Origin of the sequence: Streptomyces sp. NP160 (assembly GCF_006335115.1) — a bacterium.
Classification (GTDB): Bacteria; Actinomycetota; Actinomycetes; order Actinomycetales; family Quadrisphaeraceae; genus Quadrisphaera.
On record NZ_VDMJ01000025.1, the window covers coordinates 52,568 to 71,075 of the forward strand.

Sequence of the window (18,508 nt, forward strand, 5' to 3'; positions counted from 1 at the left end):
GCTTCCGTGCAGACGCGCCAGCGCCGCGAGCAGATCCTCGAGCGCCTCGACGCCGACCGCTTCGCCTCCGTCAACGACCTCGCCGAGGCCCTGCAGGTCAGCCCCTCCACCGTCCGCCGCGACCTCCAGCAGCTCGGAGCCAGCGGTGAGCTCCGCCGCACGCACGGCGGCGCCGTCGTCCTGGACCGCGCTGCCGACCGGACGTCCGACGGTGCTCTCGAGCACCCCTACGCCACCACCGCCCAGGCCGACGCCGACCTCAAGGCCGCCCTGGGCCGTGCGGCCGCAGCGCTCATCCCCGACGGCGCCGTCGTCGCCCTGGACATCGGGACGACGACGCCGCTGGTCGCGCGCCACCTGGCGGGGCGGCCCGTCACCGTCATCACGAGCAACCTCGCCGTCCTCGACGAGCTCCGCGACGACCCCGCCGTCGACCTCGTCCTGCTCGGCGGCACCGTCCGCCGCAACTTCCAGACACTGGTCGGCGCGCTGACCCTGCAGGCGCTCGCCAGCGTCAGCTGCGACGTCGCCGTCCTGTCCTGCACCGGAGTGCGACCCGATGGCCGGGTCGTCGACGACATGTCGGTCGAGGCACCGACGAAGGAGGGCCTCTTGGCCGCTGCAACGCAGACCGTGCTGCTGGCGTCGCACGCGAAGTTCCCGGGCACGGGCTCGCTGCAGACGACCTCGCTGGACGCCGTCGACGTGCTCGTCACCACCGCAGGCGCCCCGGCCGAGGCCCTCGGCCGCGTCACCGCGGCCGGCGGACGCGTGGTCGTGGCGTGAAGCTCACCATCGTCGGCGGCGGCGGGTTCCGGGTCCCCGACGTCTACCGCGCGCTCCTGGCCGACTCGGGCAGCCCCCGCATCACCGAGGTGTGGCTCTACGACGTCGGCGCCGACCGCCTCGAGGCGGTGCGCGCCATCCTCGCCTCCGCCGCGCGCCACGCCGTCGAGGCCGGCGCTGGCGCGAGCTCGGTCCCTGTCGTGCACGCCACCACCGACCTCGACGTCGCCCTCGCCGACGCCAACTTCATCTTCTCGGCGATCCGCGTCGGCGGGTTGGCGGGCCGTGTGGCCGACGAGCGCGTGGCACTGTCCCTGGGCCTGCTCGGCCAGGAGACCGTGGGCCCCGGTGGCATCTCCTACGGCCTGCGCACGGTGCCGGTGATGACGGCGATCGCCGAGCGGGTCGCCGCCGTGGCGCCGCACGCCGTGATGATCAACTTCACCAACCCGGCCGGCATGATCACCGAGGCGCTGCAGCGGGTGCTGGGCGACCGCGCCGTGGGCATCTGCGACACCCCCTCGGGCCTGGGGCGGCGCATCGCCGCCGGCCTCGGCATCCCCCCGCGCGAGGTGCAGCTCGACTACGCCGGCCTGAACCACCTGGGCTGGCTGCGCCGCGTGCTCCACCGCGGCGAGGACGTGCTGCCCCGGGTGCTCGCCGACGACGCGCTGCTCGGCTCCCTGGAGGAGGGCGCCGTCTTCGGCGTCGACGCGCTGCGCATGCTGGGGACCATCCCCAACGAGTACCTCTACTACTACTACTGCAACCGCGACGCGGTGCCCGCCATCCTCGAGCGGCCCCGCACCCGCGGGGAGCAGCTCGTGGTCGACCAGGCCGACTTCTTCACGAAGGTCCGCGGCGCCGACGACCCGTGGCAGCTCTGGCAGGACACCTCCGCCGCGCGCAGCGCCACGTACATGGCCGAGGCCAAGCCCGACGACCACGTCGCCGACGCCGAGGACAGCCCCTTCCAGGGCGACGACGGCTACGCCGGTGTCGCGCTGTCGGTGATGCGCGCCGTGGCCCGCGACGAGCCCGCCACGCTCATCCTCAACGTCCGCAACGGCGGCACACTCCCGGGGATGCCGGTGGACGCGGTCGTCGAGGTCCCCGTGCGCGTGTCGGCACAGGGCATGGTCACCCAGCAGGTGACGCAGCCCGACCTGCACCAGCTGGGCCTCATGCAGCAGCTCAAGGCGTGCGAGCGGTACACGATCGACGCGGCGCTGTCCGGCTCGCGCACCCAGGCGGAGAAGGCGTTCGCCCTGCACCCGCTCGTGCAGTCGCTGCCGCGCGCCAGGGCCCTGCTCGACGGCTACACGCGGGAGATCCCCGAGGTCGCCGCCGCGCTGGCCGCGACGTCAGGCGCCGCGCACACCTGCTGAGGACCCTCTGTGATCATGGGCTTCCCGAGCAGACGCGCTCCGGAAACCCATGATCACGGTCAGGGGTGACGGAGGGGGACCTCCACGACGAGGGGGCCGGCGGGGGCGTGCGGCAGGTCGGAACGCGCCGGGAGGTCGACGACGACGCCGCCGTCCACAGCGCGCACGCCCACGGGGCCGCCGCCCAGCAGCCGGGCGCCGCCGAGCTGCAGCGCGTCGGCCCGAGCCGCCAGCCGCATCTCCCGGTCAGCGCCGTCGTCGACGACGGCGAAGGCGTGCTCGCCGTCACGGCTCGCCGTCCACCGCACCCACGGCTCCTCACCGCTCGCCGCGACGCCCGGAGGGAGCGGCCGCGTGTCGTGCACGGCACGGCCGTTCACCGCCATCCAGTCCGCGAGCCCCTCGAGGCACTGCCGCTGGAGCTCCGGCACCCTCCCGGCGGCGTCCGGACCGACGTTGAGCAGCAGGTTGCCGCCGCGGGAGACCACGTCCACGAGGTGCCTCACGGCGGCCGGGCCGTCGAGGCTGTGCTCGGGGCCCTCGTTGCGGTTGTAGCCGAACGACAGGCCTGTGCCGCGGCAGTTCTCCCACGCCTGCTCACCCTCGAGGGCCGTGCCGGCCTGGTACTCGCTGGTGCGGAAGTCCCAGTGGGTGAGGCCCCACCGGTCGTTGACCACGCCCTCGGGGTTGGTGGCGTAGAAGAGGTCGAGCAGGTGCGTGAAGGACAGCGGGCCTTCGGGCTTGCCGGCGTCGGGCCAGTCGATGTCGCCCCACAGCACGTCGGGGGCGTACCTCTCGATGAGGTCCCGCACGTGCTCGGTGGCGTAGGCGGCGTACTCGGCGCCCAGCGGGCGGGCGCCGGAGTCGTCGTCGGCGTCCCAGATCGGGCCCGTGTCGGCGGCGTGCCAGTCCAGGCCGCCGGAGTAGTACACGCCGAAGCGCAGCCCCGCCGCCCTCGTCGCCCGCTCGAACTCGCGGACCAGGTCGCGCCGCGGGCCTCGCGCCACGGTGTTGCGCGTGCCGGTGCCCGGGGCGTCCCACAGCGTGATGCCGTCGTGGTGCTTGGTGGTGGGCACCACGTAGCGGGCGCCGGCGCGGGCGAACAGGGCCACCAGCGCGTCGGGGTCGAAGGCCTCGGCGTGCCACCGGTCCAGCAGGTCGTCGTAGGGGACATCGCCGAAGACCTCGCGGTGGTGCTGGGCCGCGGGGGAGCCCGGGATGCGGATGGTGTTGGCGTACCACTCGGCGTAGGGGTTCTCGAGGAACCAGTCGTCGTGGTGGCTCCCGTGCTCGCCCAGGGGCACGGCCCAGGCCGGTACGGAGTAGGCGCCCCAGTGCACGAAGATCCCCAGCCCGGCGTCGGTGAACCACTCCGGCACCGGCCGGACGAACCGCTGGTACGCGGCGGGCCGCTGGGCGGCGGGGTCGAACATGGCCATCGAGGAGCCTCCGGACGGACGGGGGTGGAGCAGCGACCGGGCCCGGCTGGGGGGGCGACGGACCCGGTCGCTGGATCAGGGGCGCCGGACGCGCAGGGTCAGCACCTGGAACGGGCCCAGCAGCAGCTGGACGTCGCCGGCGCCGGAGACGGGCAGCTCCTCGGCGCGCTCGCCGGTCAGGGCGGTCCCGTGCAGGTCGGCCACGTGCACCGACGCCGACGGGAAGCCCAGCCGCAGCGTGCTCGACGTGCTCGCGCCCGTCGGCTCGTAGACGCGGAGCAGCACGTCGCCGGACCCGTCGTCGGCCAGGCGCACCGACTCGACCAGGGCGTCGCCGCTCGTCGTCGCCGCCACGGACGGCACGGACACCGCGCCCGCCACGGCGCGCACGGGCAGGTTCAGCTCGTACCCGTGGCGCAGCGCCTCGCGCGGCGTGGCGGCGGGCGCCACCGCGTAGGTGAAGCGGTGGGTGCCCTGGTCGGCCTCGGGGTCGGGCACACGGGGAGCGCGCAGCAGCGACAGCCGCACGGTGGTGGCCGTCACGGCGGGCTGGCCGGGGCCGCCGCCGGTCGCGGAGCGGGTGACGTCGTGGCCGTAGGTGGAGTCGTTCGCGACGACGACGCCGAAGCCCGGCTCGGCGACGTGCACCCAGCGGTGCGCCGCCACCTCGAAGCGGGCGGCGTCCCAGCTGGTGTTGGTGTGCGTGGGGCGCGCGACGTGCCCGAACTGGATCTCGGAGGAGAACCGGTCGGCGTGCACGTGCAGCGGGAAGGCGGCCTTGAGCATCTTCTCGCGCTCGTGCCAGTCGACCTCGGTCTCCACCTCGAGGCGGTCCGAGCCGGCGCGCAGCACGAGCAGCTGCTCCACGCGGCTCTCGCCGAAGGTGCGGACCACCTTCACGGACGCGACGAGCGGGCCGGCGTCGACGACCTCGACCGACTCCGCCGAGACCAGGTCGACCACCTGGCGGCGGTAGTGCGCGTCGACGTCCCACGCGTCCCAGTACTTGGGGAAGTCGGTGTGCAGCTGCAGGAGGTTGGCCCGGTGCCCGGGCGCCACGAGCTCGCGGCCGGTGGTGACGTCGGTGATGGACGGCAGCAGCCCGTCGCCGTCGACGACGACGCGCAGCACGCCGTTGTCGAGCACGGTTCCGGGCTCGTCCCGCTCGACGCTCACGCCGAGGACGGCGACGTCGCCGGCACCCAGCGGCGAGGCCGACTGCGCGTCGACCGCCGCCAGCACGGCGGTGCGCCCGTCGGCGAGGCGCTGGCCGCTCTCGCCGTCGTCGGGACCGGAGGTCCCGGCCGGGAGCAGGGCCACGCCCCGGAAGGGCAGCGGGGCGGTGTTCAGCAGAGACAGGCCCCCACCCGAGGCCAGCGACGCCGCGGCCCCCTCCACGAGGGCGCCCAGCTCGGCGGCCACGCGACCGTAGGTCTCCTCGGCCTGGCGGTGCACCCACGCGATGGAGGAGCCGGGGAGGATGTCGTGGAACTGGTGCAGCAGCACCGTCTTCCACAGCGCGTCGAGGTCGGCCTCGGGGTAGCTCGCACCGGCTCCCACGGCGGCGGCGGTGGCCCACAGCTCCGCCTCGCGCAGCAGGTGCTCGCTGCGGCGGTTGCCACGCTTGGTGCGCGCCTGGGACGTGTAGGTGCCGCGGTGCAGCTCGAGGTACAGCTCGCCGGACCAGACCGGAGCGTCGACGTACTCCGCCTGCGCCCTCGCGAAGAAGTCGTCCGGGTGCTCGATGACCACGCGGGGGCTGCCCTCGAGGTCGGCGGTGCGGCGCGCCTTCTCCACCATCTCGCGGGTGGGGCCGCCACCGCCGTCGCCGTGCCCGAACGGGTACAGCGACGTGGTCGCGCGCCCCTTGTCCTGGAAGTTCTTGACGATGTGCGCGAGCTCGGCGCCGTCGAAGTTGCCGTTGTAGGTGTCGGCGGGCGGGAAGTGCGTGAAGATCCTCGACCCGTCGATGCCCTCCCACCAGAACGAGTGGTGGGGGAACGTGTTGGTCTCGTTCCAGGAGATCTTCTGGGTGAGGAACCAGTCGAAGCCGGCCAGGCGCGCCAGCTGCGGGTAGGCGGCGGTGTAGCCGAAGGAGTCCGGCAGCCAGACGCCGTGCGGCTCCACGTCCAGCTGCTCGCGGAAGAACTTCGTGCCCACCACGATCTGCCGCGCGAGGGCCTCACCGCCGGGCAGGTTGCCGTCCGCCTCGACCCACTGCCCGCCCACGGGGGCCCAGGTGCCGGCGGCGATGGCCTTCTTGATGCGCTCGAAGACCACCGGGTAGCGCTCCTGCGTCCACGCGTACTGCTGCGCGGAGGAGCAGGCGAAGACGAGGTCGGGGTACTCCTCGGCCAGCGCCGCCACGTTGGAGAAGGTGCGGCTGTTCTTGCGCATCGTCTCGCGCAGCGGCCACAGCCACGCGGAGTCGATGTGGGCGTGGCCCGCGGCGGAGACGACGTGGGCGCTGGCGGTGGCGGGCTTGGCGAGCGCCGGGGCGAGGGCGGCGCGCGCCGCGGAGGCGGTTCTGGAGACGTCGGCGAGGTCGAGCGCGTCGACGCAGCGCTCGAGGGCGAAGAGCAGCTCGGCGCGGCGGGGGTCGCCCACGGCCAGCTCCTCGGCCAGCTCGCGGGCCACCTCGACGTCCAGCTGGAGGGCGTAGACCTCTTCGTCGAGGACGGCGAGGTCAGCCTTCTCGAAGGTGTAGATCGGGTCCGAGCCCGCCGTGTCCGGGTGCCCCAGCGGCGTGGGGAGCATGCCCTTGGCGAGGATGTCGGGGTTGGCGGCGGCCTCCAGCAGGAGGTCGACCTGCTCGCCGCCGGTGGCCGGGCGGGCGATCGGCACGTACTGGTTGCGCGGCGCGACGCCCTTGACCGGCACGCCGTCGGCGGTGTGCACGAGGCCCTCGGCCTGGTTGCCCGGCCAGTCGCCCACGAAGCCGAGGTCGATGACGGCCTCGACGCGCTGCCCCGCCCAGGCCGCCGGCACCTCGCCGGTGAGGCGGAACCAGCTGGTCGACCACGGCCGTCCCCAGCGGGTCCCCGTGGTGAACGGCTCGTAGGTGGCGCTCAGGGCCTCGGCCACGGGCACCGGTTCACCGGGCACGTGCCACACGGCCATCTGCAGCGGGGTGGTCTCGCGGTAGACCGCAGGGACGATGCGCTCGAGCAGGATGCGCTCGACGCGCTTCGCAACGTGGCGGGTGTCGTCGTGCACGGGACTCCTCGGTCGGTGGTTCTCAGGCGGATGGGCCGGTCTTCTCAGACCGCGGTGAGGCGACTGGGGGTCCCGGCGGCGACGTGCGCGCGGCGGACCTCGACCCCGGCGGCCTCCAGCGCCGCGCAGGTGGCGGGGTCCGCGCCCTCCTCGGTGACGACGACGTCGAGCGCGGAGGCGTCGCACACGCGGGCCACGCCGGAGCCGGGGAACTTGGAGGCGTCGGCCGCCAGGACCACGCGCTCGCTCGCGGCGATCATGGCGCGCTTGATGGGCACCTCGACGATGGTCGTGTCCATCACGGACCCGTCGGGGGCGATGCCGCTGGTGCCCAGGACCAGCACGTCGGCGCGCACCTGGCGCAGCGCGTCCTCGGCGAGGAAGCCGACCAGGGAGCGGTACTGGCGCCGGTGGACGCCTCCCAGGACGACCAGCTCGACGGCGTCGTCGTCGCGGAGCTCGTCGAAGACGGCCATGTTCGTGGTGACGACGGTGATCTGGCGCCCGTGCAGGTGGGTGGCCACCTGGTGGGCGGTGGTGCCGATGTCGAGCAGCACGGTCTGGCCGTCCTGCACCATCTCGGCGCACGCGGCGGCCAGGGCCTGCTTCTCGGGCACGCGGACGTCGGCGACCTGGGCGAAGGGCTCGTCGCGCTCCTCGGGAAGAGGAGCCGCGCCGCCGTACACGCGCTTGAGCAGCCCCTCCTCGTCGAGGGCGATGAGGTCCCGCCGGATGGTGGCGGCGCTCTGCCCGAGCCTGTCGACGAGCGCGGTGATCGACACCGGCCCGTCGGAACGGACGATGCTGAGGATCATCTGCTGACGGCGCTCGGCGAGCATGTTCCGGACAGTACCTTGCGGACTTCTTCACGTGAAGGCTAACTTCCCCCCACGGATCGCCAAACTCCTTCAGAATCCTTCAGAAGCGTGCGCGGCGGTCGGCCAGCGCCGGCTCACCCCAGGAGCGTCCCCGTGAACGTGTCCCGCAGGTCCTTCCTCCTCACCTCCGGCCTGCTCGGCCTGGCCGGCACGGGAGCGCTGACGGCCTGCGGGTCCAGCGGCTCCGCCGGCGGCGGTGGGGGTGACGGCGAGGAGCTCGCCTTCTGGATCTGGTCGGGCGCCATCTCCGAGAAGGTCGTCGACGACGTCGCCGCCTCGGTGGCGAGCACGGTGGAGATCACCCCGTCGATCATCGGCGGCGACTTCAAGCAGCGCCTCACCACCACGCTCTCCTCGGGGCAGTCCGTGCCCGACATCACCGGCGTCAAGGGCGAGGACATGCCGTCCTTCCTCGCGCAGGCCGAGGCGTTCCTGGACCTCAACGACCTGGGCGCCGAGGACATCGCGTCCTCGTTCGCGGCCGCCAAGTACGCGGCGGCCACCACCGCGGACGGCAAGCAGATCGGTCTGCCGATCGACCTGGGCCCCACCGCCACCTACTACCGCGAGGACCAGTGGGCCCAGGCCGGTCTGCCGACCGACCCCGCGGCGGCCGGCCAGCTCGTGGCCACCTGGGACGGCTGGTTCCAGGCCGCCAAGACGGTCAAGGCGGCCACCGGTGCTGCCTCCATCCGCAACAGCACCGACGTCTTCGCCGTGGCGCTGGCGCAGCAGCCGGAGACCTTCGTCACCAAGGCCGGTGCGTGGGCCGGTGACGGCGACGCCGTCAGGGGCGCGTGGGACCTCGCCGTCCGCAGCCACACCGACGGCGTCTCCGCAGCCCTCTTCGACGCCACCGGGTACAACCAGGCCCTCGCCGCCGGCACCGTCGGCGGCCACGTGGGCCCGGCCTGGTTCGGCCTCGACATCGCCAGCGGCGCCCCCGACACCTCCGGGAAGTGGCGCGTCACCGGCACCCCCGCCGGGCCGGCCAACATCGGCGGCTCCTTCCTCGCCCTGACCACCGCCTGCCGCAACCCGCAGGCGGCCTTCGACTACATCAAGACGCTGCTCACGCCGGAGAACGCGGCGATCAGCTTCACCGACGCGAGCGTCTTCCCCGCGACCACCGCGGCCTACTCGCTGCCGGCGCTCACGGCGGGGCAGGACTTCTACGGAGGGCAGGCGACCATCGACGTCTTCGGGCCCGCGGCCGAGCAGCTGCCCACCGTCTACGACGACCCGAACAACGCTGCCATCGCGGCGCCGTACTACACGGAGCTGTCCAACGTCGAGGGCGGCAAGGACCCCGCCGCGGCGTGGACGGACGCGGTGGCCGCCGCGAAGCAGGTCGCCGACCGCGCGGGCGTGCAGTGAGATGACGCTCACCGCGCCCTCGGGTGCCGCCGGCCCCGGGGCCGCGGCAGCAGCGGCGGGGAGGGGGCGGCGCCGCAGGGCGCTCCGCCCGCTCCCCGCCCGACGGGGCGGGTCGCAGCAGCGGCTCGCCCCGGTCTACCTGGCGATCGCGCCGTTCTTCGTGCTCTTCGGCGTCTTCGTCATCATCCCCGTGTGCTTCTCGGTGTGGCTGTCGTTCCAGAAGTACAGCGTGCTCGGCGGCATCGGCGCCTCGGAGTTCGTCGGGCTGCGGCAGTTCGAGTTCCTCGTGCAGGACGCCACCTTCCGCAGGGCCCTCTTCAACACCCTCGTCATCTGGGTGCTGGGCACGTTCCCCATGCTGGGCCTGGCCCTCGTCATCGCCGCGATGATCAACAGCGTCACGCGCCTCAAGGCCTTCTACCGGCTGGCGTTCTTCCTGCCCAACGTCACGTCGATCGTGGCGGTGACGCTCTTCTTCGGGGCCCTGTTCAGCGAGCAGTTCGGGCTGGTCAACCAGCTCCTCGGGGCGGTGGGCCTCGGAGGCGTGCCGTGGCTGAGCGACCCGTGGGCGATGAAGGTGGTGGTGGCCGTGCTCATCACCTGGCAGTGGTGCGGCTACAACGCCGTCCTGTACCTGGCCGGGATGCAGGCCATCCCCGGTGACGTCTACGAGGCCGCGGCGCTCGACGGCGCCGGTCCGGTCCGCTGCTTCTTCTCCATCACCCTGCCGCTGCTGCGGCCCGTCATCCTCTTCACCACGGTGATCTCGACCATCACCACGCTGCAGACCTTCACCGAGCCCCAGGTGCTCTTCGGGTCCAACACGGCCGTGAACCCCAACTCCGGCGGGCCGGGCCAGGGCGCGCTGACGATGGTCCTGTACTTCTACCAGCAGGCCTTCAACAACAACGACTACGGCTACGGCGCAGCGATCGCGCTCGGCGTCTTCGCCGTGGTGCTCGCCTTCGTGGTCATCAACTTCCGCCTCGCCCGCACCGGAGAGGACTCCTGATGGCCGACCGCGCTCGCCTCGCGGCACGCCGCCGCGCCCTGGTGCCGCACCTGCTGCTGTGGGTCGGCGTCGTGGTGGCGCTCTTCCCCTTCTACTGGTCGGTGGTCATGGCCACCAACACCACGCGCGACATCTTCTCGACGCCGCCGAAGCTCGTGCCCGGCCCGCACCTGGTGGAGAACGTGCAGAACGTCTTCTCCCGGATCGACTTCTGGGGGGCGCTGGCCAACACCGCGCTCGTCGCCGTCGTCACCACGGTCGCCGTGCTCACCCTGGACTCCCTGGCTGCCTTCGCCTTCGCGAAGTTCGACTTCCCGGGGCGGCGGGTGCTGTTCGGGATGCTCCTGCTGCTGTTCATGCTGCCTGCGCAGCTCTCGCTGATCCCGCAGTTCATCATCATGCGTGAGCTCGGGTTCGTCGGTCAGCTCCAGGCGCTCGTGCTGCCGGCGACCGCCAACGCCTTCGGCGTCTTCTGGATGCGGCAGTACATGTCCACCTCCGTGCCCGACGAGGTGCTCGACGCGGCGCGCATGGACGGCTGCGGCTTCTTCCGGCAGTGGTGGCACGTGGCGCTGCCCACGGCGCGGCCCGGTCTGGCCTTCCTCGCCATCTACACCTTCGTCGCCGCGTGGAACGACTACGTGTGGCCCCTCATCGTGCTGGTCGACCCCGGCGTGCAGACGCTGCAGACGTCGCTGGCGCAGCTCAACGTCAGCTTCGGAACCGACTACTCCATGGTCATGGCCGGAGCCCTCCTGGCCGTCATCCCGATCATGGTGGCGTTCCTCTTCCTGTCCCGGTGGTTCGTCGCCGACGGCGTCGCGGGCGCCGTGAAGTGACGCGTCCCGCGCGGCCGAGCGCGCGGACGTAGCCTCCTGGGGTGGCGGTGCTGGTCGACGACGCGCGCTGGCCGGCGCACGGCCGCCTGTGGGCGCACCTGGTCAGCGACACCTCCCTGGAGGAGCTGCACGCCTTCGCGCGGGCTGCCGGGGTGCCCGCCCGCAGCTTCGACGCTGACCACTACGACGTGCCCGACGCCCTGGTCCCCGCGCTCGTCGCCGCCGGCGCCGAGCAGGTGGGCGGGCGCGAGCTGACCCGCCGGCTCATCGCCTCCGGGCTGCGCGTGACGCAGCGGGCCAAGGTCGGCGGCGCGCGCCGGCAGCCGCCGGACTGGCCGGACCCGTCCGGCACCACCGCCGTCCTGCTGGCCGCCGGCGCGGGCACCCGCTTCGGCGGTCCGAAGGCGCTGGCGCGCGACGACGACGGCGAGCCGTGGCTGGTCCAGCGCGTCCGCGCGCTGCGCCAGGGCGGCTGCGACCGGGTGCTCGTGGTGCTCGGGGCACAGGCCGAGAGCGCGCGCGAGCTGGTGCCCGCCGACGGCGCGGTCGCCGTCGTCGTCGCACCCGATTGGGCGGACGGCATGAGCGCGTCCCTGCGGACGGGCCTGGCCGCGCTGGCCGCCCAGGAGCCGCCGGTGGCGGCGGCGCTGGTGGCGCTGGTCGACACCCCGGGCCTGCGGCCCGAGGTCGTGCGCCGGGTGCTCGGCGCCGTCCGGACCGCGCGCCCCACCCCCTCGGCGCTGGCCCGGGCCACCTACGGGGGGCGCCCCGGCCACCCCGTGCTCCTCGGGCGCGCGCACTGGTCCGCGGCCGCGGCGGCGGCCCGGGGCGACCGCGGCGCGGGGCCCTACCTCCGCGCGGCGGGGGCCGCCCTGGTGGAGTGCGGCGACCTCGACGACGGTGCGGACCTCGACGAGCGACCTACGCTGGCCACGTGACTGCTGCGACCGGCGCGCACGACCGCCTCGACGAGCCCGCCCGCCGCGTGGCGCTGGCCGCCGTCACCGAGGAGCCCCTCGACGTCGAGCAGCACGCCGCGCTGGTCGGCAGCCGCGCCGCCGGCGCCGTGGTGACGTTCTCGGGCGTCGTGCGCGACCACGACCACGGCTCCGCGGTGGACCGCCTCGTCTACGTGGCGCACCCGACGGCCCCGCGCGTGCTCGCGGAGGTGGTCGCCGACGTCACCGCGGCCCATCCCGTGGACGCCGTCGCGGTCTCCCACCGGACCGGGCCGCTCGCCGTGGGGGAGGTGGCGCTCGCGGTGGCCGTCTCCGCCGCGCACCGGGGTGAGGCCTTCACCGCGGCCGCGGCGCTCGTGGACGAGGTGAAGGAGCGGCTGCCCGTCTGGAAGCACCAGTTCCTCGCCGACGGCTCCGACGAGTGGGTCGCCTGCCCCTGAGGTCCTCCGGCGCGCCTGCGTGATCTGCGCCCTCCACCTCCCTACCGTCATCCGTGACTGGTGTGACGGATGTGACGGGGGAGGTGGCGATGGACGGTCCGTACCGCGGTCCCGACCGCCGGCCTCCCGCCCCCGGTGACGGCTTCGACCGCAGGGCCCTGGGCGCCGGAGCGGCCGGCGGCGCCGGGACCGCTGCGCTCCTGGACGTCGCCACCGGCGCGGATCCCCACGCGGCGCTGGCCGCGGTGGTCGGCGCCGCCCCGCTCGTGGTGGCCACCGTGCTCCTCCTGTGCGCCTGGCGCGTGGGCGGGCGCGCCCGGCCCGCGCACGCCGCCGTGGCGCTCGCCCTCGCCGGGGGCGCCGGCCCGCTGGCGGCCTGGCTGGCCAGCAGCGCCGCACCGGGCGCCGCGGTCCCCGTGACGGCGGTCGCGCTGGCCGCCGGGCTCCTGGCGGCCGTCCCGCACGCGCGCGCAGCGCGCCGCGGCGCCGAGGTGGACACCGCCGTGCGGCCCGGCCTCGCCGTGCTCGGCGGCAGCGGTCTCGTGCTCGCCGCCGCCGCAGGGGCGGCGTCGCTCGCGGGGACGGGCTGGCTGGCGCCCCTCACTCCGGTCTCCGCCGTGGCGCAGCACCCCTGGTCCCTGCTCTGGCCGGTGGCCCTGGGCGCCGGGGGCGGCGCCGCGCTGGGACTCGCCCTCAGCCGGCTGCGGGCGGCGCTGCGGGCCCAGCGGGTCCGGGGCCTGCGCGCCCTCGTGGGTCTGCAGCGGTCCGCGGCGGACCTCGAGGAGGACCGGGTGCGCCGCCACGACGCGCGCAGCGCCCTCGCGGCCGTCCGCGCCGCCAGCGCCGTGCTCACGGGGCAGCAGGTGGCCGTGGCCGCGGCCGCCGACCAGCGCGCCCTGGCCGCCGCGCTGCAGGAGGAGCTCAGCCGCGTGGAGCGGCTGCTCGGCGGACCCGCCGACCTGCTGAGCGGCACGGGCGCGCCGGGCGTGGTGGACCTGCGCGAGGCGGTCGCCCCGGTGGTCACCGCGTGGCGGGCGCGCGGCCTGGACGTCACGGGCCCGCCGCCGGGGCCGCCCGTCCCGGCCCTGGGCAGCGAGGACGCGGTCCGGCGCGCCGTCGCCAACCTCCTCGACAACGCCTTGCGCCACGCGCCCGGCGCCGCCGTGACCCTCACCGCCACCGCCCCCGAGGACGGCGGTGCGGCGCTCCTCGTCGTCCAGGACGACGGGCCCGGCGTCCCCGCTGCCGCCCGTGATGGGGTCTTCGCGGCCGGGACGCGCCTGGCGCCGGCCGGTGCGCCAGGGGAGGGGCTGGGCCTCGCATCGGCCCGCGCCCTCGCCGAGGCCGACGGCGGCTCGCTGCGCCTGGTGGCCAGCGACCGCGGCGCCCGGTTCGAGCTCCGCCTGCCCGCAGCCCGCAACGCCCACGCCCACGAGGAGGTGACCGCACGGTGACGGGTTCCCGGGTCGTGCTGGTCGATGACCACCAGCTGCTCGCCCAGGCCCTCGCGGCGTCGCTGCGCGCCTCCGGGCACACCGCGGAGGTGCATCCACCGCCGCGCCGTCCCGACCTGCACCACGAGCTGGTGGCGGAGATGGCCGAGCGCCCGCCCGCCGTCGTCGTCGTCGACCTCCACCTCGGGGCGGGCGACCCGACCGGGGGTGACCGGCTCGTCGGCGAGCTGGCGCACGTCGCCCCCGTGCTGGTGCTCACCGCCGAGGAGGACCGCGCCCGGTGGGGGCGCTGCCTGAGGTCGGGCGCCTGGGCGGTGGTCTCCAAGCAGCGTCCCCTGGCGGACGTCGTGGCGGCGGTGGAGGCGGTCGCCGCCGGCGAGGAGGTGCTGCGCGCCCGCGAGCGCGCCGCGCTGCTGCTGGCCGCCGACCGCGCCGAGCGCGAGGAGGCGCAGCGCCTGGCGCCCTTCCGCGCCCTGACCCCGCGGGAGCAGGCGGTGCTCGACGCGCTCGTGGACGGGGTCGCGGCCGCGGACATCGCCGAGGGCGCCTGCGTCTCCGAGGCGACGGTGCGCAGCCAGATCCGCGCCGTCCTCACCAAGCTGGGCGTGCGCTCCCAGCTGGCCGCCGCCGCGGCGGCCCGACGCGCCGGGTGGGCCCGCGAGGCCGCCTGAGCTTCATCGATTTCGACGATGACCGAGCCCCGCGCGGGCCTCGACCCTGGAGCCATGAACGGCAGGATCATCAAGGCGGCGCTGGCCGGGGGCGGTGCGCTGGCGCTGCTCGGCGCCGGCACCACCTACGCCGCGTTCTCGTCCACCAGCACGGTGTCCGCCTCCCGCATCACCGCGGCGAGCTTCTCGGTGGGCGCCGCCACGGCCGGCGCTGCCAGTGGCGGGGCGCTGGTGCCCGGTGGGCCGGGTGTCTCCCAGACCTTCCTCGTGCAGAACAGCAGCACCGCGCCCGCGGCGCTGGGGGTGTCGCTCGGAAACCTCGTGAACCGGGAGAACGGCTGCAGCGGTGACGAGGTGCTCTTCGACGCCGACTGCAGCAGCAACGCCGGCGGGCTCGGCGACCTCGCCAACCAGGCGCTGGTCTCAGCGGTGGCGTTCCCCGCGGTGGCCGGCAGCGGTGTCGACGCGCGCTGCCCGGCCGCGACGGCCGGCCGCACCGGTGTGCTCGTCGGGCCGCTGCCGGTGGCTCCCGTGACCACCACGAAGACCGTCGAGGCCCCCGGGTCGTCGACCACCTCGACCACCGTCGAGACCTACCTGGCCGACCCGGCCTCGGTGGCGGCGATCGTCAACGGGCCGCGCTACGTCGACTTCTCCGACCTGGCGCCGGTGCCGTCGAAGGGCGCCGCCTGCGTGCGCGTCACGCTGACCCTGCCGCTGCGCGAGGACAACAACGCGGTGCAGGGCGACACCGCCGACTTCGACGTGCGCCTGCGCCTCGCCCAGGTCGTCACCCCGGCCACCAGCCCGTCGCCCACCGGCGCCCCGACCGGCGCCTGACGTGCCCGCGTCGTCGTCGGCGCGGACCGGCCGGCACACCGCGGTGGTGGTCAGGCCCGCGCGGGGTGGTGCGGTGCGCGGTGCTGCGCGGCGAACGCTGCGCGCAGCGGTGACCGCGGCGGCGGTGGTGGCGCTGGCGGCCGTGCTCGCCGCGCTGGCGGCCGCGGTGCTGGTGCCGCGCGCCGCGGGTGCGACGCCGCTGGTGGTGCTCACCGGCAGCATGGCCCCCGGCATGCCCGCGGGGTCGGTGGCCGTGGTGCGCCCGGTGGACCCGGCCTCGCTGCGCGCGGGCGACGTGGTCACCTACGAGGTGGCCGGCGGGGGCGCGCTCATCACCCACCGCGTGGTGGCCACCGACCACGACGCCTCCGGCGCCCTGCAGCTCACCACCCGCGGCGACGCGAACGACGACGACGACCAGCCCGTGCCGGCCAGCGCGGTCCGCGGTCAGCTCTGGTACTCCGTGCCGTGGGTCGGGTACGCCAGCGACCTGCTGCGCGGCAGCGTGGGCGGGGTCTCCGAGCGCGTGGTCGCGGTGCTCCTGGCCGGAACGGGGCTGCTCGTGTACGCCGGCTCCCAGCTGGTCGCGGCGGCCCGCGACCGCCGGCGGCCGGAGCCCCCGAGCCCCTGGGCCGGGCGGACCGCCAGCCGGGAGCTCGCGGTGGTGACCCTGGAGGTCGGCGACCGCCTCGACCTGGCCGCCTTCGAGCGGGCCGTGGAGGCCTGCGCGGGCACCGTCCTGGCCACCACCGACACCACCGTCAGCGTGGCTCTCACCGCGGCGCCGGCGCTGGTGGACGAGGCCGTCGACCGGTTCCGCGCGCTCGCCCGCGCCGACGTCCAGCGCAGCGGAGCGCTGTCAGCGCCCCTCGGGCCGGGCTCGCCGCAGCTGAGGGCATGAGCCCGTCGCGCGGGAGGTCGCTGCTGACGGCGGCCGCGCTCAGCGCGTGCGCGCTGGGCTGCTGGCTCACCGGCGGCGCCCTGGGGGTGCTGGCCGCCGGGGCGGGGACCACGCTGGCGGAGCTCAGCGCCACCGCCGAGGTGCGGACGAGCGTGGCCGCCGGGACGTGGGGCGCTGCCCCCGTCCGCTCCACCCCGTCACCGACCTCGACCCAGAGACCCACCGACGAGTCCTTCCCGACGTCGACCGCCACCGCCTCCGCGCCGGTCTCCACCGGGGAGCCGACGACGTCGTCGTCGTCGTGACGGCGTGTCAGCCTCCGGCGAAGGGCGGCAGGACGTCGACCTGCAGCCGGCGCCCGTCCGGCGGCACGAGCGCAGCGCTGCGGTCGCGGACGGCCACCTCGTCGGCCAGCAGGCTCGCGACCTCGAGCACCGGGCGCAGCCGGGGGTGGCGGTGGGCCAGCTCCGCGACGAGGTCGGCCGCGGTGGCGGCGTCGTGGACCTGCACCAGCTCCTCGTCCACGCCCGCGGCAGCGGCCGCGCCCGCGAAGTAGCGCACCTGCAGCTCCACGTCAGCCGCCGATCGCGCTCATCGGGCGGGTGGGGAGCTGGCCGAAGCCGACGGCGGCGGGGTCGTCGCTGCCGTGCCCGGCGACCTTGCCCCACATCGCGCCGCGCCAGGCGTCGGCCAGCTGCTCGTCCGTCACCCCGCCGCGCAGCAGGGCGCGAAGGTCGTGCTCGCGGGAGCCGAAGAGGCACTCGCGGACCTGGCCGTCGGCGGTGAGGCGGGTGCGGTCGCAGTCGGCGCAGAAGGGCCGGGTCACCGAGGCGATGACGCCGACGGAGCCCAGCTCCTCGCCGTCCGCGGGGGCACCGGGTCGCCGCACGTGCCAGAGCTCGGCGGGGGAGGAGCCGCGCACCGAGCTCGGCTCGGGCGTGAGCTGGAAGCGGGAGGCCAGCGAGGCGAGCACCTCGGCGGCGTCGACCATCTGCGAGCGGTCCCAGGCGCCGTGGGGGTCGAGGGGCATCTGCTCGATGAAGCGCAGCTGGTAGCCCTCGCGCAGCGCCCACTCGAGCAGGTCGGGCGCCTCGTCGTCGTTGGTGTCGCGCAGCAGCACCGCGTTGACCTTGACCGGGCCGAGCCCGGCGTCGGCCGCGGCGCGCAGGCCGGCGAGGACGTCGTGGAGGCGGTCGCGGTGCGTGATCTGCGCGAAGCGCTCGGGCTGCAGGGTGTCGAGGGAGGCGTTGACGCGGGTGAGGCCCGCGGACGCCAGGGCGGCCGCACGGCGGTGCAGGCCGAGGGCGTTGGTGGTCAGCGACGTCTCGGGGGACCTGCCGTCAGCGGTCCGCAGCGCCGATGTGGCCGCGACGATGCGCTCGAGGCCCTTGCGCAGCAGCGGCTCGCCGCCGGTGAAGCGGACCTCGTCGACCCCGAGGCGCTCCACGGCGATGGTGATGAGGCGGACCACCTCGTCGTCGCTGAGCAGCTGGCTGGCCGGCGTCCAGTCGAGGCCCTCCGGCGGCATGCAGTACGTGCAGCGCAGGTTGCAGCGGTCGGTGAGGCTCACGCGCAGGTCCGTGGCGGTGCGTCCGTGCTTGTCGAGCAGGCCGGGCGCCGCGGTGACCGGCGGACGGTCGGCGGGCAGCGGGGTGAGGAGGTCTGCTGCTGTCGCGCCTGCGCCCTCCCGGCCCGCGGCGGGCGCGGAGGTGCGCAGCCGCGGGATGCCGAGGGCGACGCTCACCCCTCCACCCTAGGTCGCCCTGTGTGCTGCGGCCGTCTCGCGAGCGACCGGACGGAGCACCCCTCGGGTGCAGGGTGGTCCGCGCAGAGGCCTCTCTGCGTCCCTTGTACGGGCTGTCGGTGCCGGGGTGCATGCTCGGCCTGCTGGACGCGCTGACGAGTGCGGAGAGGCGCTGAGGTGCAGGTCAGGGGCCTAGTCAGGTTGCGCTACCGAACGCATGTTCGGTAAGATCACGTCCGTGAGCAGCGGCGAGCGCACCCCCGGAGGCACCCCCTCCCCCGCGCCGCCCCAGCGGCGCCGTCGCCGCCGGGTCCCCGGCGTGCTCACCCCCGGCCCGCTGCGCGGACCGCGCCCCGAACGCCACCGCCCCGCCCGCGACGCCATCACCGCCGCCGGGCGCCTGCCCGGCCCTGCTGCCTTCAGCGAGCAGGAGCTGGCGGCGGCCTATGACCACCTCGATGAGGACCTGCGCCCGATCTGCGGTCCCGATGAGGCCACCGACGCCGCCATCTACACCTTCTGCTGCTGGCTGGCCCACCAGGACCCCAGCACCCGGGAGGCGGT

The 18,508-nt window shown here is 75.2% G+C and carries 18 protein-coding genes; 13 read left to right on the forward strand and 5 right to left on the reverse strand.

Going from position 1 to position 18,508, the window contains the following annotated elements; genetic code table 11:
• Positions 1-6 precede the first annotated feature (6 nt).
• Complete coding sequence (locus FHN55_RS14395; protein ID WP_139713014.1) at positions 7-786, forward strand: DeoR/GlpR family DNA-binding transcription regulator; 780 nt, start codon at positions 7-9, stop codon at positions 784-786.
• Complete coding sequence (locus tag FHN55_RS14400; RefSeq protein ID WP_139713015.1) at positions 783-2,174, forward strand: 6-phospho-beta-glucosidase; 1,392 nt, start codon at positions 783-785, stop codon at positions 2,172-2,174. The genes FHN55_RS14395 and FHN55_RS14400 overlap by 4 nt, the downstream gene beginning before the upstream one ends.
• Before the next feature lie 59 nt (positions 2,175-2,233).
• On the opposite strand, the gene FHN55_RS14405 is transcribed toward FHN55_RS14400, so the two are convergent.
• The 3 genes from FHN55_RS14405 to FHN55_RS14415 form a co-directional block, all read right to left on the reverse strand.
• Positions 2,234-3,613, reverse strand: a complete 1,380-nt coding sequence (locus FHN55_RS14405; protein WP_139713016.1) for an alpha-L-fucosidase — start codon at positions 3,611-3,613, stop codon at positions 2,234-2,236.
• A 75-nt stretch (positions 3,614-3,688) separates the two neighbouring features.
• A complete protein-coding gene (locus FHN55_RS14410) occupies positions 3,689-6,829 on the reverse strand; it encodes a glycoside hydrolase family 38 C-terminal domain-containing protein (RefSeq protein WP_139713017.1) in 3,141 nt (1,046 codons plus the stop codon).
• Positions 6,830-6,873: 44 nt separating this feature from the next.
• Positions 6,874-7,668 (reverse strand): DeoR/GlpR family DNA-binding transcription regulator, encoded by a 795-nt coding sequence (locus FHN55_RS14415; RefSeq protein WP_139713018.1) that lies wholly within the window; start codon positions 7,666-7,668, stop codon positions 6,874-6,876.
• 132 nt (positions 7,669-7,800) lie between these two features.
• On the opposite strand from FHN55_RS14415, the gene FHN55_RS14420 reads away from it, so the two are divergent.
• The 10 genes from FHN55_RS14420 (at position 7,801) to FHN55_RS14465 (ending at position 16,505) form a co-directional block, all read left to right on the forward strand.
• On the forward strand, positions 7,801-9,084 hold the full coding sequence (locus tag FHN55_RS14420; protein WP_139713019.1) for an ABC transporter substrate-binding protein: 1,284 nt from the start codon (positions 7,801-7,803) through the stop codon (positions 9,082-9,084).
• A gap of 1 nt (position 9,085) precedes the next feature.
• Positions 9,086-10,096: a carbohydrate ABC transporter permease gene (locus tag FHN55_RS14425; protein WP_139713020.1), complete on the forward strand. Its 1,011-nt coding sequence runs from the start codon at positions 9,086-9,088 to the stop codon at positions 10,094-10,096.
• On the forward strand, positions 10,096-10,935 hold the full coding sequence (locus FHN55_RS14430) for a carbohydrate ABC transporter permease (RefSeq protein WP_139713021.1): 840 nt from the start codon (positions 10,096-10,098) through the stop codon (positions 10,933-10,935). The genes FHN55_RS14425 and FHN55_RS14430 overlap by 1 nt, the downstream gene beginning before the upstream one ends.
• Before the next feature lie 41 nt (positions 10,936-10,976).
• Positions 10,977-11,873 (forward strand): DUF4031 domain-containing protein, encoded by an 897-nt coding sequence (locus FHN55_RS14435; protein ID WP_139713022.1) that lies wholly within the window; start codon positions 10,977-10,979, stop codon positions 11,871-11,873.
• On the forward strand, positions 11,870-12,334 hold the full coding sequence (locus FHN55_RS14440; protein WP_139713023.1) for a molybdenum cofactor biosynthesis protein MoaE: 465 nt from the start codon (positions 11,870-11,872) through the stop codon (positions 12,332-12,334). Before FHN55_RS14435 ends, FHN55_RS14440 begins: the two co-directional genes overlap by 4 nt.
• Before the next feature lie 89 nt (positions 12,335-12,423).
• Positions 12,424-13,788, forward strand: a complete 1,365-nt coding sequence (locus FHN55_RS14445) for an ATP-binding protein (protein WP_139713024.1) — start codon at positions 12,424-12,426, stop codon at positions 13,786-13,788.
• Positions 13,785-14,459, forward strand: a complete 675-nt coding sequence (locus FHN55_RS14450; RefSeq protein WP_139713025.1) for a LuxR C-terminal-related transcriptional regulator — start codon at positions 13,785-13,787, stop codon at positions 14,457-14,459. Before FHN55_RS14445 ends, FHN55_RS14450 begins: the two co-directional genes overlap by 4 nt.
• A 54-nt stretch (positions 14,460-14,513) precedes the next feature.
• A complete protein-coding gene (locus tag FHN55_RS14455) occupies positions 14,514-15,299 on the forward strand; it encodes a hypothetical protein (protein WP_139713026.1) in 786 nt (261 codons plus the stop codon).
• Between the two features lies 1 nt (position 15,300).
• Positions 15,301-16,200 (forward strand): signal peptidase I, encoded by a 900-nt coding sequence (locus FHN55_RS14460; protein WP_139713027.1) that lies wholly within the window; start codon positions 15,301-15,303, stop codon positions 16,198-16,200.
• Positions 16,197-16,505, forward strand: coding sequence for a hypothetical protein (locus FHN55_RS14465; protein ID WP_139713028.1), 309 nt, complete (start codon positions 16,197-16,199; stop codon positions 16,503-16,505). The genes FHN55_RS14460 and FHN55_RS14465 overlap by 4 nt, the downstream gene beginning before the upstream one ends.
• 7 nt (positions 16,506-16,512) lie before the next feature.
• Here FHN55_RS14465 and FHN55_RS14470 read toward each other — a convergent pair whose 3' ends face one another.
• Both FHN55_RS14470 and moaA read right to left on the reverse strand, forming a co-directional pair.
• A complete protein-coding gene (locus tag FHN55_RS14470) occupies positions 16,513-16,773 on the reverse strand; it encodes a MoaD/ThiS family protein (protein ID WP_139713029.1) in 261 nt (86 codons plus the stop codon).
• 1 nt (position 16,774) lies between these two features.
• On the reverse strand, positions 16,775-17,809 hold the full coding sequence (moaA, locus tag FHN55_RS14475; protein ID WP_218974678.1) for a GTP 3',8-cyclase MoaA: 1,035 nt from the start codon (positions 17,807-17,809) through the stop codon (positions 16,775-16,777).
• A 373-nt stretch (positions 17,810-18,182) separates the two neighbouring features.
• Between moaA and FHN55_RS14480 the strand changes: the two genes are divergently transcribed.
• The coding region (locus FHN55_RS14480) for a hypothetical protein (RefSeq protein ID WP_139713030.1) at positions 18,183-18,508 on the forward strand (326 nt) is incomplete at its 3' end.

Coding starts and splice junctions, on each gene's coding strand:
- FHN55_RS14405 (WP_139713016.1), bottom strand. CDS start 3,613: ATGGCCATGTTCGACCCCGCCGCCCAGCGGCCCGCCGCGTACCAGCGG.
- FHN55_RS14415 (WP_139713018.1), bottom strand. CDS start 7,668: ATGCTCGCCGAGCGCCGTCAGCAGATGATCCTCAGCATCGTCCGTTCC.
- FHN55_RS14425 (WP_139713020.1), top strand. CDS start 9,086: ATGACGCTCACCGCGCCCTCGGGTGCCGCCGGCCCCGGGGCCGCGGCA.
- FHN55_RS14430 (WP_139713021.1), top strand. CDS start 10,096: ATGGCCGACCGCGCTCGCCTCGCGGCACGCCGCCGCGCCCTGGTGCCG.
- FHN55_RS14445 (WP_139713024.1), top strand. CDS start 12,424: ATGGACGGTCCGTACCGCGGTCCCGACCGCCGGCCTCCCGCCCCCGGT.
- FHN55_RS14455 (WP_139713026.1), top strand. CDS start 14,514: ATGAACGGCAGGATCATCAAGGCGGCGCTGGCCGGGGGCGGTGCGCTG.
- FHN55_RS14465 (WP_139713028.1), top strand. CDS start 16,197: ATGAGCCCGTCGCGCGGGAGGTCGCTGCTGACGGCGGCCGCGCTCAGC.